The organism is Sphingomonas sp. Leaf208, from assembly GCF_001421415.1.
Taxonomy (GTDB): domain Bacteria; phylum Pseudomonadota; class Alphaproteobacteria; order Sphingomonadales; family Sphingomonadaceae; genus Sphingomonas.
The window spans coordinates 201,426-215,838 of sequence record NZ_LMKH01000034.1; the positions used below are offsets into that span (position 1 = coordinate 201,426).

17 protein-coding genes are annotated in these 14,413 nt (G+C 66.4%); 11 read left to right on the forward strand and 6 right to left on the reverse strand.

The annotated features are described in order from the left end of the window. Window positions 1-220 precede the first annotated feature (220 nt). On the reverse strand, window positions 221-682 hold the full coding sequence (locus ASE69_RS13655; RefSeq protein ID WP_056487610.1) for a CopD family protein: 462 nt from the start codon (window positions 680-682) through the stop codon (window positions 221-223). Continuing rightward, entirely contained in the window at window positions 679-1,728 is a 1,050-nt protein-coding gene (gene hemE, locus ASE69_RS13660) for a uroporphyrinogen decarboxylase (RefSeq protein ID WP_056487613.1), read from the reverse strand. Before hemE ends, ASE69_RS13655 begins: the two co-directional genes overlap by 4 nt. A gap of 328 nt (window positions 1,729-2,056) precedes the next feature. Here hemE and ASE69_RS13665 point away from each other — a divergent pair, with 328 nt between their 5' ends. From ASE69_RS13665 to ASE69_RS13710, 10 genes are all read left to right on the forward strand, one after another. Continuing rightward, window positions 2,057-2,890, forward strand: a complete 834-nt coding sequence (locus tag ASE69_RS13665; protein ID WP_056488303.1) for a pyruvate, water dikinase regulatory protein — start codon at window positions 2,057-2,059, stop codon at window positions 2,888-2,890. After that, complete coding sequence (locus tag ASE69_RS13670; protein ID WP_082453120.1) at window positions 2,887-3,477, forward strand: Maf family protein; 591 nt, start codon at window positions 2,887-2,889, stop codon at window positions 3,475-3,477. Before ASE69_RS13665 ends, ASE69_RS13670 begins: the two co-directional genes overlap by 4 nt. A 260-nt stretch (window positions 3,478-3,737) precedes the next feature. After that, window positions 3,738-4,550, forward strand: coding sequence for a shikimate dehydrogenase family protein (locus tag ASE69_RS13675; protein ID WP_056487616.1), 813 nt, complete (start codon window positions 3,738-3,740; stop codon window positions 4,548-4,550). Continuing rightward, entirely contained in the window at window positions 4,547-5,122 is a 576-nt protein-coding gene (gene coaE, locus ASE69_RS13680; RefSeq protein WP_056487619.1) for a dephospho-CoA kinase, read from the forward strand. The genes ASE69_RS13675 and coaE overlap by 4 nt, the downstream gene beginning before the upstream one ends. 15 nt (window positions 5,123-5,137) lie before the next feature. Continuing rightward, window positions 5,138-5,830, forward strand: coding sequence for a DNA polymerase III subunit epsilon (dnaQ, locus tag ASE69_RS13685; RefSeq protein WP_056487621.1), 693 nt, complete (start codon window positions 5,138-5,140; stop codon window positions 5,828-5,830). Between the two features lie 61 nt (window positions 5,831-5,891). Further along, on the forward strand, window positions 5,892-6,491 hold the full coding sequence (hpf, locus tag ASE69_RS13690; protein ID WP_056064359.1) for a ribosome hibernation-promoting factor, HPF/YfiA family: 600 nt from the start codon (window positions 5,892-5,894) through the stop codon (window positions 6,489-6,491). Between the two features lie 101 nt (window positions 6,492-6,592). Beyond that, entirely contained in the window at window positions 6,593-7,060 is a 468-nt protein-coding gene (locus ASE69_RS13695; RefSeq protein WP_056487625.1) for a PTS sugar transporter subunit IIA, read from the forward strand. Continuing rightward, on the forward strand, window positions 7,050-7,535 hold the full coding sequence (locus ASE69_RS13700; RefSeq protein ID WP_056487627.1) for a PaaI family thioesterase: 486 nt from the start codon (window positions 7,050-7,052) through the stop codon (window positions 7,533-7,535). Before ASE69_RS13695 ends, ASE69_RS13700 begins: the two co-directional genes overlap by 11 nt. Beyond that, complete coding sequence (locus tag ASE69_RS13705; protein ID WP_056487629.1) at window positions 7,532-7,858, forward strand: DUF1491 family protein; 327 nt, start codon at window positions 7,532-7,534, stop codon at window positions 7,856-7,858. The genes ASE69_RS13700 and ASE69_RS13705 overlap by 4 nt, the downstream gene beginning before the upstream one ends. A gap of 153 nt (window positions 7,859-8,011) precedes the next feature. Then, the gene (locus ASE69_RS13710; RefSeq protein WP_056487630.1) at window positions 8,012-8,671 is read left to right on the forward strand and encodes a cell wall hydrolase; all 660 of its coding nucleotides are present in this window, start codon (window positions 8,012-8,014) and stop codon (window positions 8,669-8,671) included. Window positions 8,672-8,751: 80 nt separating this feature from the next. Here the strand turns inward: ASE69_RS13710 and ASE69_RS13715 are convergent, their stop codons facing one another. From ASE69_RS13715 to recQ, 4 genes are all read right to left on the reverse strand, one after another. Then, on the reverse strand, window positions 8,752-10,608 hold the full coding sequence (locus tag ASE69_RS13715; protein ID WP_056487633.1) for an AsmA family protein: 1,857 nt from the start codon (window positions 10,606-10,608) through the stop codon (window positions 8,752-8,754). Between the two features lie 84 nt (window positions 10,609-10,692). Continuing rightward, complete coding sequence (locus tag ASE69_RS13720; RefSeq protein WP_056487636.1) at window positions 10,693-11,091, reverse strand: hypothetical protein; 399 nt, start codon at window positions 11,089-11,091, stop codon at window positions 10,693-10,695. Further along, window positions 11,088-11,516 carry a TIGR01244 family sulfur transferase gene (locus tag ASE69_RS13725; protein WP_056487639.1) on the reverse strand — a complete coding sequence of 143 codons (429 nt, stop codon included), beginning with the start codon at window positions 11,514-11,516 and terminating at the stop codon, window positions 11,088-11,090. Before ASE69_RS13725 ends, ASE69_RS13720 begins: the two co-directional genes overlap by 4 nt. Continuing rightward, window positions 11,513-13,282: a DNA helicase RecQ gene (gene recQ / locus ASE69_RS13730; protein ID WP_056487642.1), complete on the reverse strand. Its 1,770-nt coding sequence runs from the start codon at window positions 13,280-13,282 to the stop codon at window positions 11,513-11,515. The genes ASE69_RS13725 and recQ overlap by 4 nt, the downstream gene beginning before the upstream one ends. A 140-nt stretch (window positions 13,283-13,422) precedes the next feature. Here recQ and ASE69_RS13735 point away from each other — a divergent pair, with 140 nt between their 5' ends. Then, window positions 13,423-14,394, forward strand: a complete 972-nt coding sequence (locus tag ASE69_RS13735; protein WP_056487644.1) for a hypothetical protein — start codon at window positions 13,423-13,425, stop codon at window positions 14,392-14,394. Window positions 14,395-14,413: the final 19 nt, after the last annotated feature.

Consider the following 14,413-nt stretch of genomic DNA (forward strand, 5'->3'; position numbering starts at 1 on the left):
AACTGGGCGAGACGAGTCTGGCAAGACACGACCGGGCAGGACGCCAGGAGGCCGTGTTGGGAGAAGGGGTTAGAATTGGGGGGCGGGTTAGTCAAGCGGGCCTTTACCCCCCTCCCTGGAAGGGAGGGGTTGGGGGTGGGTCGGCCAGTTTAAACCACGCGCGTCCGTCATGCGGAAGCGAACCCACCCCCGGCCCCTCCCTTCCAGGGAGGGGGGAAGATTAGAACGGCTTAACGATCACCAACACGACGATCAGCGTCACGGTTACCGCGGGGATCTCGTTCAGCATCCGCAACTGCTTCCCCGCCAGTGTCGGCTTCCCCGCGGCGAGCTTCTTCGCATAGCCGACCGCCCAGCCATGATACCCCGACAGCAGCAACACCAGCACCAGCTTCAGGTGCAGCCACCCCAGCCCCGGCGCACCGTCCGCCAGCCCCAGGTTGAGCGCCAGCGCGATCCCAAGCACCCAGACGACGATCATCGCCGGCGTCAGGATGATGTGGCGGATCTTGCTCTCGCGCTCGACCCAGTTCGCCGCCTCTGTCGTATTACCGGCCGCCAGCGCCTCCTGATGATAGACGAGATAGCGCGGCAGCATGAACAGCCCCGCCATCCAGAAGATCACGAAGATCAGATGCGCCGCCTTCACCCAGTCATACGTGCCACCAAGAAAACCGCTCATGTCGTGCTCCTTACGCGGGCGATCAGCTGCTCGACATGCGCGATGGGCGTGTCGGGCAGGATGCCGTGGCCGAGGTTGAAGACGTGCGGACGCTCGACGAATGCCGCGAGGATCCGGTCGATCGCCGCGTCGAGATCCGCCCCGCCTGCGATCAACGCCAGCGGATCAAGATTGCCCTGCACCGGCATGTCCGCAGGCAACGACGCATGCGCCCAGACCGGATCGACCGTCTCGTCCAGCCCGATCGCATCGACGCCGGTCTCGCGCGCATAGGCAGGCAGCTTGCCCCCGGCCCCCTTCGGAAAGCCAATGATCGGCACGCCGGGGCAGCGCACGTGGAGCCGCTCGACGATCGACGCGGTCGGCGCGATCACCCAGCGCTCGAACTGCGCGGGCGAAAGTGACCCCGACCAGCTGTCGAACAGCTGCACCACGTCGACGCCCGCCTCGACCTGTCGCGCGAGATACTCGACGGTGTTGTCGGCGATCGCATCGATGATCGCACCGAACGCCTCGGGGTCGCGATACGCGAAACGCCGCGTCTCGGACTGATCCTTCGAGCCCTTCCCCGCCACCATATAGGTCGCGACCGTCCAGGGAGACCCCGCAAAGCCCAGGAAGGTCGTCTCTGGAGGCAATGCCGCAGCGACCTTCGCGACGGTGCCGTAGACCGGCTCCAGCCGCCCCATCACCGGCTGCAACCGATCGAGCGCATGATCGACCAGCGCCGGCTCGAGCCGTGGCCCCTCGCCGACCCCGAAGCTCAAATCCTGCCCTAGCGCCCAAGGGATCATCAGGATGTCCGAGAACAGGATAGAGCCGTCGAACCCGAACCGCCGGATCGGCTGCAGCGTCACTTCGGCGGCTGCGTCTGGATCGGTGGCAAGCGCGAGGAATCCACCCTTCTCGGCGCGGAGTTCGCGATATTCGGGGAGATACCGCCCCGCCTGCCGCATGAGCCACAGCGGCGGCATGGCCTGACGCTCTCCGCGAAGGGTCGCCAGGAGTGGCTTGAAGACAGGCGAGTTGGGGGTCGGATCGGTCAGCGGAGCACCCTTCTTCTACTATAAGAAGATTCAAGAAATAGGTTGTTGCAGTGGTTGGGCGGTTGAACCCGGGACTTATGCGGTGATCCCGGAAATGCCAACAGCTTGACCCCTCGGCACGCCCACAAACGCGCTGATTCGATTCAAGGCTCCCCGTTACCCACAGCCTGTGGATAAAATCGCCCCCTGTGCGCGGGCGTGTGGATAGAATGGGTGTTATCCACGGCACACCGGTCGCTTGGCGAGGGGGATGAGTTACGCTAGCCCTTCTCCCCATGTTATCCACAGATTCACGCCCAGGGACCCCGTCGCTGGGGACAAGATGCCGATGATCCGGCTCCACCTTCATTTGCTGTCGGATTCGACCGGCGAGACGCTGGAGAACATCGCGAAGGCGGCGCTGGCGCAATATGACGACGTCGAGACGGTCCGCCATTTCTGGCCGATGGTGCGGACCGAGGCGCATCTCGAGCGCATCCTTCAGGAGATCGCGCAGAACCCGGGGCTGGTGGTCTTCACGCTGGTGAACCCGGCGACGCGGCGAATTCTCGAGCAGAGGTGCCTCGCGTTGGGGTTGCCCGCAGTCGCCCCTCTCGACCCGGTGAACGACGCGCTTTCCGGGTTGCTCGGGCAGCAGGCAAAGGCGCGACCTGGCCGCCAGCACGTCCTCGATGCAGCGTATTTCGCGCGTGTCGATGCGATCCAGTGGACGATCGCCCACGACGACGGGATCGCCTCGGAAGAATGGGAGGAGGCCGATATCGTCCTGGCGGGCGTGTCGCGTTCGTCGAAGACGCCGACCTCGATCTATCTCGCCAATCGCGGCTACAAGACCGCGAACATCCCGATCGTCGTGGAAAGCCCACCACCGCTAAACCTCTACAAGCTCGCCAACCCACTGATAGTCGGCCTGACGACCAGCGCCGACCGACTGATCCAGGTCCGCCGCAACCGCCTGCTGTCGCTCAACCAGCAGCCCGACACGTCCTATGTCGAGGAGGAAGCGGTGATGCGCGAACTCGCCTTTGCGCGCCGCATGTTCGCCGACAATGGCTGGCCGGTGATCGACGTTACGCGCCGCTCGATCGAGGAAACCGCGGCGGCGATCATCGCCTTGTGCAACCAGCGCCGCGCCGACGCCGCTCCGAAGGTCGAGTCATGAGCCTGATCCTCGCCTCGCAAAGCGCCTCGCGCCGCGCGATGCTGACCGCTGCGGGCGTACCGTTCGAGGCGACCTTCGCCGGCGTCGACGAGGATGCGGCGAAGGCGGCGCTACGCGACCTGTCGCCGCGTGACCTCGCCGATGCGCTGGCCGAACTGAAGGCGCTGAAGGTTTCCGCAAGGCTGCCCGGCTATCTCGTCCTCGGCAGTGACTCGCTGGTAGCACTGGAAGACGGCAGTATCCTCGACAAGCCCGTCGACCGCGCCGACGCGGCGGCGCATCTGCAACTGATGTCCGGCAAGCGCCACGACCTCTGGAGCGCCGCGGTCATCGCCGAGAACGGCCAGGCGATCTGGCGCCACGTCGAGCGCGCTAAGATGCACGTCCGCCCGCTATCCGACGCGTTCATCGAGACGTATCTCGATGCGGAATGGCCTGCGATCTCGGGCTGCGTTGGCTGCTACCGGATCGAAGGCCCCGGCGCGCAGCTGTTCGCCAGGATCGAAGGAAGCCAGTTCACGGTACTCGGCATGCCGCTGCTCAACGTCCTAGATTTCCTCCGCGTGCGTGGCGAGTTGCCGACGTAATCTCAAACGGGACGACGCACTGTAATCCTCCCCCGCCAGGGGGAGGTGGCTGGCGCTTGCCAGACGGAGGGGGAGGCATGCGAAACGCGCGTTCCGTGTCCTCCCCCTCCGTCACCTTCGGCGACACCTCCCCCTTGCGGGGGAGGATTGAATGACCGTCGCGCATGGCATTCCGCGTCCGCTAGACTAAACCTCGTTCACCCGCGAAGGCGGGTGCCCAGACTGGATCCCCGCCTCCGCGGGGAAACACGGAGCCTTGAATGACCCGTCCCTATGCAGAAGTGATCGGCGATCCGATCGCACAGTCGAAATCGCCTTTGATCCACAGCTTCTGGCTAGACGCGCTCGGGATCGACGCGGAATACCGCCACAAGCTCGTGACCGCCGAAGACCTCCCCGCCTATTTCGCCGAACGCAAAGCCGACCCCGCCTGGCGCGGGTGCAACATCACGATGCCGCACAAGATCGCCGCGCTCGACCACGTCTCCGATCCCGGCAACGTCTGCGGGACGATCGGCGCGATCAACACCGTGTTCCGCAACCAGGCGGGCGACTGCATCGGCACCAATACCGACGCCGCCGGTTTCTGGGCACCGATCGACGATCTCGACATCGCCGGCCAGCCCGTCACGGTGATCGGCGCCGGCGGTGCAGCGCGCGCAATCCTGTTCGCATTGTCGCGGATGGGTGTCGGCCCCGTCACCATCCTCAACCGCAATCCGCTCAAGGGCGCGGCTTTGCTGTCGACGTTCGGCCTCAAAGGTCAGGCGCTCCCGATCGGCCCCGCCGCCCCGCCCTCGCGACTGCTCGTCAACGCCAGCGTGCTTGGCATGGCCGGTCAGCCACCGCTCGACATCGATCTCGGCGCGCTCGAACCGGACTCGCTCGTCTACGACATCGTCTACTCGCCGCTCGAAACCGGTCTCCTGAAAGCGGCGCGCGCGCGCGATCTCGAAACCGTCGATGGCCTGGAGATGCTGATCGGCCAAGCGGCGGTAGCGTTCGAGATATTGTTCCACGTGGAACCACCCCGTGATCGCGACGACGAACTCCGCGCTCTGCTGACAAAATGATCATCGCCCTCACCGGCTCGATCGGCATGGGCAAGTCGGCCGTCGCCGCGATGTTCGCCGACGAGACCGTCCCCGTGTTCGACGCCGACGCCACCGTCCACCGACTGCAAGGCATCGGAGGGCGACTCGTCCCCGCGATCGAAACCGCTTTCCCCGGTATCACCGCTAACGGCGCAGTCGACCGCGCGAAACTCGGGGCGGCGGTCTTTGGCGACGACGCCGCGATCAAGCGGCTCGAAGCGATCGTCCACCCCGCGGTCGGCGAAGAGCGCGCCGCCTTCCTCGCCCAGCACGCCGGCAAGCGAGTCGTCTTCGACGTCCCCCTGCTGTTCGAGACCGGCAGCGACCGCAACGTCGACGTGATCGTCGTCGTCTCCGCCGCCCCCGATGTCCAGCGCGCCCGCGTCCTCGCCCGCCCGGGCATGACCGCGGAGAAGTTCGCCGCGATCCTCGCGCGCCAGACCCCCGACGCCGAAAAACGCGCCCGTGCGGATCACGTCATCAACACCGACACCAGCTTCGACGCAACCCGCGCGCAAGTCCGGGCGGTGCTTGCATCCTTGGAAATCTGAGCCGATACCATCGGGATGCGGGAGATCGTCTTCGATACCGAAACCACCGGCCTCAGTTTTTCCGGCGGCGACCGCATGGTCGAAATCGGCTGCGTCGAGATGCTCAACCGGGTCGAGACCGGCCGCACCTTCCACGCCTATTACCATCCCGAACGCGACATGCCGGTCGAGGCGTTCAACGTCCACGGGCTGAGCGCGCAGTTCCTCTCCGACAAGCCGAAGTTCGCCGACGCGGTCGAGGATTTGCTCGAATTCGTCGGCGACGCGCCGATGATCGCGCACAATGCCGGCTTCGACTTCTCGTTCCTCAACGGCGAACTGACCAAGTGCGGCCGCCAGATCGTCCACATGAAGCGGATGGTCGACACGCTGCAGATCGCGCGCAGCCGTCACCCCGGCGCCAAGCATTCGCTCGACGCACTCTGCTCGCGGTTTGGAATCGATCGCAGCCACCGCGTCCTGCACGGCGCGCTGCTCGACGCGCAGTTGTTGGCGCAAGTTTACGTCGAGCTGATGGGCGGTCGCCAGATCGGTCTCGGCCTGCTGAGCGATACCGGCAGCGCCGCCGCGGCTCCGATCGTCGCACAGGCGCCTCGGGTCGTTCGCCCTGCCCGCGTTTTCGCGGTGAGCGAGGGAGACCTTGCGGCCCATGCTGCGTTTATGAAGGGGATCAAGGATCCGATCTGGGGGGCCGTGGCGTCCGGATGACGCTGGCAGGGTGGAGCCAATAGGACCGCCCGAAGACTGTAACGCCGACAAGGAGACGACAATGGATATCCGGATTTCTGGTCATCAGGTTGACACTGGCGAAGCACTCAACAGCCACGTGGAAGACCGACTCCAGGGTATCGCCGACAAGTATTTCTCGCGCGCCATCTCGGCGGAAGTCACGTTCGGCAAGGGCCCGCACGACGCCGGTTTCAAATGCGACATCGTCTCGCACGTGATGAAGGGCCTCGTGATCAAGGGGCACGGCGACGCCTATGACGCGCGCGCCGCGTTCGATGCCGCCGCCGCCAAGATCGAGACCCAGCTCCGCCGCTACATGCGCCGCCTGAAGGATCGACATGCCGGCGAAGCGGTCGCGATCGCCGAGAGCAACGGCTACGACAATGCCGGCTACACGCTGTTCCAGGAAAGCATCGAGGAAGACGATGTCGCGGACGCACCGCTGATCATCGCCGAAACGCGTGTCGATATCCCCGAGGCCAGCGTGTCCGACGCGGTGATGATGCTCGATCTGCGCAACACCGCCGCGTTGCTGTTCATGAATGCGGGCACCGGCGCGCACAACATGGTCTATCGTCGCGGCGATGGCACGATCGGCTGGGTCGAGCCACAGCGAGCAGCGGCCACCCCGGCCCAATAAATAAGGGTCCATAAAGGCGCGGGTCTCAAGGCCGCGCCTTTACGCCCCCGCGCAACCCGCTAAGGCGGACGCGCGCGGGGGCGCTTGAGACATTGAACACAATGACCGATTTTAGTGACATGCTGCGTCCCGACGCAGTGCAGACGGGCGTGATCGCCAAAAACAAGAAGGCAGTGTTCCAGCATCTCGCCACGGTTGCGTCTGAGATACTCGATGCAGACCCCAAGATGATCGCCGACCGGCTGGCTGCGCGCGAGAAACTCGGCTCGACCGGGTTCGGCGGCGGCGTCGCGATCCCGCACGCCAAGCTCGAAGGGCTCGCGCAGGTAACCGGCGTCTTCGCGCGCCTGACAGAGCCGGTCGACTTCCAGGCGGTCGACGATCTCCCCGTCGATCTCGTCTTCATGCTGCTCTCCCCCACCGATGCCGGCGCGGTCCACCTGAAGGCGCTCGCGCGCGTCTCGCGACGCCTGCGCGACAAGGCGTTCCTCGAGAAACTGCGCGGCGGCGGTTCGCCCGACGCGGTCTACGCGCTGTTCACCGCCGACGAGGTCCGCGATGCAGCCTGAGTCGGCTCCCAGTTCGGCCCCAAACACAGCCGGCGCAGACGCACATTTCCGCGCACTGGGGTCGCTCTACGCGCAAGCCCCGATCAACCGCTTCTTCGACTCCTCGCTGGAAATTCCCGAAGCCGGCGTCGCACGCATCCATTTCACGATCGACGAGCGCCACTACCATGCCGGCGGCGCCGCGCACGGCACCAGCTATTTCAAGATGCTCGACGACGCCGCGTTCTATGCCTGCAACAGTCTGGTCACCGACCGCTTCCTGCTCACCACGGCCTTCAATCTCCTCCTCACACGCCCGCTGAAGATCGGCCCCGTGATCGCCGAAGGACGTTGGATCAGCGGCAAGCGACGCGTCTTCGTCGCGGACGCCCGGCTGATCGACGCCGACGGCGAAGAAGCGGCAAGAGGCACCGGCACGTTCATGCGCTCGCGGATCGCGCTCGCCGGCCTCCCAGGATACCGCAGCGCAGCATGAGCGGTCGTCTCCCCAGCGGCGTGCTCGTCAGCGCCCTGCTGCGGCGCGTCAACGACGCCGGCGGCTTCGGTGCGGTAATGGCGAAAGGCGACCCCCAAGGCGGCGCGATCCTGGTCATCGCGGTCGACAAAGGCGCCCCTCCCCGCCTCCTGGAACGCGGCATCGGACCCGACGGACGGACCGCGCTGATCGACTCCACCCCGCTCGAAGATCTCGACGGATATTGGCGTCGCCGCCGCGCAAGCGACCCGGATCTCTGGGTAATCGAGGTGGACATCGCAGCGGCGGAACGGTTCGCCGCTGAAACGATCCTCGACGATTGACTCGAAAGCCCCCCCAATAGAGGGGAATTGCAACATTGATTGGCGTTGTGCTGGGACGGGTGCGATCCGGATCAGTTACGCAGTCGGGGGGATGCCTGGACGATCGGCTCGTACGATTGCTTCCGCGGTCCAACCGCATCTGAATAAGTTTGAATGACGATTCTTCAGCGGGCTGCGACGATCGCGGTCATGACGTTTTCTCTCGCCGGCCTGGTCGGCAACAGCGCTCCCGGTCAGGCAACCGGTATCGATCGCTCGACCACTAATCTCACTGCTCTCGCCAATCTAAACGCGCTCTCGCCGCAGAATGTTCCGCAGATCGCTCCAGTTGCCACCGCCGTCGCACCCGTCGAGACGAACGCCGAGAACACCGCAGTTAGCCCTGCCGTCGCAGAAGCCGAAGAATTCGACACGCTCGCCCAGGCCGTTGCCGCGCAGGATAGCGCCGCCGCCGACGAAGCGCTCCAGTGCCTTGCCGGCGCGATCTACTTCGAATCCAAGGGTGAGCCGCTGACGGGCCAGCTCGCCGTCGCCGAAGTCATCATCAACCGCGCCAAGTCGGGTCGCTTCCCCGCCAACGTCTGTGCCGTCGTCAAGCAGCGCGGCCAGTTCAGCTTCGTCCGCGGTGGCCAGATCCCCAACATCAACGCCGGCACCGCTTACCGCACCGCGATCGCGGTCGCCAAGGTCGCGCTCGCTGACGCGTGGAACAGCCCGGCCGACAAGGCGCTCTACTTCAACACCCCCGATCGCCGCCCCAGCGTCCGCGCGATCAAGGTCGCCTCGATCGGCAACCACATCTTCTATCGCTGATATCCCCCGGATATCGCTGAAGTCCGACCCCGTCCCGCACCCAGCGGGGCGGGGTTTTTCATATCCGCTGACGTTTCAGCCTACCGCAGCACTCGTGCCGCCAACTCCGAACAATCCGCATCTCTAGCCGTCGGTCCCTGCTTGCCCGTGATCGCCCGGCCGATCGCCTTGAAGATATTCCCCACCGATTTCACCTCCGGCGGGATCGTCACGTGCGGCTGCTGGATCGTCCCGGTCATGTACGCCGATCCCGGCAACTGCAGCAGCGCATGTTGCTTCGGCGCGCCGCTCAGCCGAATGTCGACCGCCTCGGCGGGAAACACCACGCTCCCCTGCCCGCGCAACTGGCTGGCGGTGGTATCGACGATCATCGGATCGACGCGCCCTCGCCCCCGCGTCACGTCGAGTTTCACCACCACGCAACGCAGCCCCGCGCGCTCGCCATCTTTCGCCAGCAACGCGCGCGCCGCATCGAACCCCAGCGCCGCGGCGATCCCCTGCGGCAACTGCCCGTCCCGCGCGACGAACCCGATGCTGCCATCGGCGTTCCCGACCGCAGCCCGGATCGTCTCGCCCGGCCCCGTCAGCCGCACCCGTGCGCTCACGTTCCCGCTGAAGTCGCCGCGCCCGCCTGCCAGCGCCTGCACGCTGCTACCCCGCAACCGCAGGTCGATCGCGACGGTCGGCGTCTTGCGATCGCCCCGCTGGTCGACCGTGACCTTGCCGGTAACGGTCCCCTGCGGCAGCCTCGCGACGAGCCGGTCCAGCGTCAATAGCTGGTGATCTATCGCGATCGTCCCCTTGGCGGAGACGATCGGCGACTTGCCCTTCGCTGCGACGATATGCTGGATGCGGAACCCGAACTCAGCGTCGGTGCTGTCGATCTTGCCGATGTCGATCCGCGTATTCGGCACCAGCCTCGGCCCGATCGCCCGCTCCAGCGCGGCGCCCTTGGCCTGCGCCTCGTCCGACGACAGGTCCGCGAAGTCGAACTGGCGCGAGACGATGTCGCCGTTCACCTTGCTCCGCCCGTGCCGCTTGTCGACCGTCACATGTCCTGCGAAATCCGACCGCCCGACCACGCCCTTCAACTGCGTGATGGTCCATTTCGGCGCATCGTGGCGGACGTGCGCGCTGAACGACACCGGCTGCGTCCGGAACAGCCCCGCCTCGATCACCGCGTCGATCAGCTTCAGGTCGGTCGCGCGCGCCGTCACGTCGAGCGTCATCGCATCGGTATCGAGCGGCCGGTCCATCACGCCCTTTGCCGAGATCGACAGTCTGTCCCCGTCGATCGACGCGGTGAACGGCCACGGCTTGCCCTGCGATCGCTCGATCGACGGCCCCGAGACGGCGATCCGCACCGCCGCACCGCGCACGGTGCCGGTGCCGTTCGCACGGATGCCCGTAACCGGATCGGACGAGAATTGCGCGGTGACCTGCCGCCCCTGCTTGGCATCGCGGTAGGAGACCACGCTGTCGCGGATGACGAGCCCCTGCAGGTCGTTCGAACTTCCGCCGCTCTTGGCCTTGCCCGGCCGATCCCAGTTGGTCCGCCCCTGCTTGTCCCGGACCAGCGCCAGGTACAGCCCGGACGCCTTCACGTCGCGCGGGCCGAACCCGCCCTTCAACAGCGACAGCGCGGAGAAGGTCGCCTCCGCCTCGCGCAACCGCACGAAATCGCCGCTACCGGCCCACGCCGCCTGCGGAATACGGACCTGCGTGATGCGGATCGTCGGCGAGAAACCGAACCCGTCGACGCGCTCGATCCCGCCGATCGTCACCGGTCGCCCGAAACGCGCGGTCAACTGCCGCTCGATCACGCCTTTCAGCGATCCCCAGGGAAATACGGCGAGCCCGATTATGACCGTAGCCATCACGGCCACGACGACGATGCCGGTGACTTTCACCCAGCGCTTGGCGACCCATCTTCTCATCTACTGCGGCGACGCGTCGAAACGAGAAACGTTCCGCAAGCGTCAGGACCGCTGCCGCAGAATGACCGCGGCGCGTAGGGCTCGCTAGACCCGCACGCCCTTCGGCGCCAACCGGCGGATGTCGAGGACGTCGACCTGCGCGAGCATCACCGCGCCCAGCGCCTTGTCCCCGGTCTCGACCAATATCCCCTCGTGCGTCGCGCGCACCGTCCGCCACGATACCTCGCGCACTGTCAGGGTCTTGCCGATCCGCTTCACCGCAGCGACACGCCCGTCATCCGCGATCGCCAGCGCGCCCTGCCCGTCCGCTCCGACAACGGCACCAGCCACCGCAAACCCGCGAAGCTGTGCCTGCGCCGCGTCCGCCGCCTCTTCCGGTGTCTCGATCTTCACGACCCGCCGCATCCGTACGACCACCCAGGCCAGACCCGCGAGCAGCAGCACAACGACGGCCACGATGCCGCCGACGATGGCAGGCGTCATCGCGGCCCTGCGAGCGCGTCCAGCATCGGTCGGATTCCGCGCAGGTCATATCCGGCGTCCTCGGCCTGCGCGAGCAGCAGGTTCGGGTTCCGCCCCGCCTTCGCCGCCGCCAACGCCCACAAATTGCAGCTCCGCGTCCCCGATCGGCAATAGGCCAGCACGGGCCCGTCCGAATCCGTCAGCGCCTCCGTCATCGCGTCGATCTGTGGATGCGAGAACCCCGCATGCGTCACCGGAATCGAGACGTATTTCAGCCCGGCCGCTTCCACCGCGGCGCGGATCGCATCACCCGAAGGCTGCCCCGCATCCTCGTCGTCGGGTCGGTTGTTGACGATCGTCTTGAACCCCGCCGCAGCGATTTCCGCGACTTGCTCGACCGCGATCTGTGGCGCGACCGAAATACTTTCGTTTATTTGCCGTATCATGCGGACTCGCGGATGACCTGGAGGAAGGCATCCCCATAGGCGTCGAGCTTGCGCGCGCCAATGCCTGATAACAGGCTCAACTCGGCACGCGACGCCGGCCGCTGCCGCGCAATGTCACGCAACACCGAATCGTGGAAGATCACATACGGCGGAACGCCCGCTTCCTTCGCCAGATCGCGCCGCCGCACGCGCAACGCCTCGAACAGCGGATCGTCGACCGGGTTCGGCACAGCGCCAACCGCGCCCTTGCGCCGCCGCTCGCGCTTGGGCGGCACGACGATCGACACCGCCGCCTCGCCCTTCAGGATAGCCTTCGCGGCCGGCCCGAACTCGAGGCCCCCATGAGGATTGGTGCGCAGCGCATCCTTCAGCATCAGCGCCCGCGACACCGGCTTCAGCAACGCGACCTCGTCGCCTTCGACAATCCCGTACACCGACAGCGCCTCGTGCCCGTTCATCAGGCTCCGCTCCGACGAGACGCCGGTGAGGATGCCCTCGATATACCCGACGCCGTACATCTGCCCTGTCCGGAACACCGCCGACAGGAATTTCCGCGCCGTCTCGGTCGCATCGACCGCATCGACGTTACCGAGACAATTGTCGCAATTCCCGCAATCCTCGAGCCGCTCCTCGCCGAAATGCTTGAGCAGGATGCGCCGTCGGCACCCGGCCGTCTCGACCAGCCCGCCCATCGCGGTCAGCCGCTGTCGTTCACCCGCCTGCCGCTCGGGCTCGACCTCGCCGATCCGCTGCCGCGCGCGCGCGAAATCCTCCGCGCCCCAGAACAGATGCGCGATCGCCGGGTCGCCATCACGCCCCGCGCGGCCGGTCTCCTGATAATAGGCCTCGATCGATTTCGGCAGCCCGGCATGCGCCACGAACCGCACGTCGGGCTTGTCGATCCCCATCCCGAACGCGACCGTGGCGCAGATCACCATGTCCTCGCTCGCGACGAAATCCGCCTGGTTCTTCGCCCGCACCTGAGGATCGAGCCCGGCATGATACGCTCGCGTCGGCCGCCCGCTCCGCCCTAGCGCCTCCGCCAGCTTCTCGGTCGCCGCCCGCGTCTGCGCATAGACGATCCCCGGCCCCGGAATCTTCTCCAGGATGTCCGCGATCTGCCGGTTGACGTTGTCGCGCCCCGAGATCGCATAGCGGATGTTCGGCCGGTCGAACCCCGACACGATCAGCCCCTCCTGCGAGATCCCCAGCTGCTCGAGGATATCCGCCCGAGTATGCGCATCCGCGGTCGCCGTCAGCGCGAGGCGCGGCACGTCCGGGAAACGGTCGAGCAGAGGCCGCAGCAACCGATAATCCGGCCGGAAATCATGCCCCCATTCGCTGACGCAATGCGCCTCGTCGATCGCGAAGAGCGACAGCTTGGCCTGGCTGAGCAGGTTCCGAAAACTCTCATTCGAAGCCCGCTCCGGCGCGACATACAGCAGGTCCAGATCGCCAGCCCGAAACCGCGCGATCGTCTCCTCGCGATTGGTATCGACCGACGTCAAAGTCGCCGCCTTGATCCCGACAGCAGTCGCCGCCCGCAACTGGTCATGCATCAACGCGATCAGCGGCGACACGACCACGCACGTCCCCTCCAGCATCGTCGCCGGCAACTGATAGCACAGCGACTTCCCCGCGCCCGTCGGCATGACCGCCAGAGTCCGCTGCCCCGCGAGCACCCGATCGACGACATCGCGCTGCACGCCACGAAAATCAGGAAAGCCGAAGATGCGCTGGAGATCGGGAAGAGGGTCGAGTGCCATTGCCATGCGATCTAGGCGTCGCGCAGTCGCCCGTCGAGGGGCGAGCCTGCATTGGTTATCCAATCATTACCGATCATAAATTCGTTGCGAATACGATATGACGCGGCAAGATCGCGGCGCCTGACGCCGGAGACCTTACGATGATCGCCAATATCCTTAGAACCGGCGTGGCGGCATCGGTCCTCGTGAGCAGCGTCGCGCTAGCCGGCGACACGGCCCCGGCCATCCGCGACGTACCGGTCGGCGGGATGATCGCCGCAACGATCGACGGCAAGCCCGTCACCCTGCGCGTCGACCCCGCCGCACCCGGCCTGGTCTTCGTCACGACCGCAGTCGCCGAGCGACTTGCGCTGAAGGGCGGCGCGTTGGGACTCGGCTATTCGGTCGGCGGGCAAGGCGCGATGCAGGCGACGACGGTCCGCCCGATGACGTTCGGGATCAACGCGGTGAAGCGGCGGATCGGCTTTCCAAGCCACAAGCACGAGACCAAGGGCAAGGCTGCCGACCCGCGCTGGGTCGGGCGGCCCTATGCCGATGTCGGCGACGGCAGCATCGGCCCGGCGTCGCTGCCCGAACCCGTCGTGCGCATCTTCCTGAACGCGCCGCGCGCTGGCGAGCGGACCGTCGCGTTGCCGATGGTCGACGGCGGCGGCCTGCTGGGCAAACTCTCCGGGACCTTCGCGCAGATCACGATCGGCGGCCAGCCGATCCGGGTCCGCTTCGATCCCTATCATCCACGCACGACCGTCACCGCCAACGCCGCCACGCTGATCGCGCAGGCGCAGCGCGGCACGCTGGCCGGCCTCACCGCACCGGTCGAGATCGCCTTCGGTATCGCCCGACCCGTTCGCACGATGATGCTCGCCACCCCGCTCCTCGTCGGCCCGCTCGCGCTATGGTCACTCGGCGTCCGCACCACCGACGTCGGCAGTGCCGCCGCGATCCCCGACGCCGACGCGCCACCACCCGACCCCGACGAGATCGTCGTCACCGCCAAGGGCAAGCGCGACGCCAACCGCGACCGCCTGACGCTCGGCGCCGATCTGCTCGACCGCTGCTCCAGCATCGTCTTCGACAAACCCGCCAAGCAGATCCGCCTGACCTGCGGGTAGACTCGGTCCGTTGATGGTG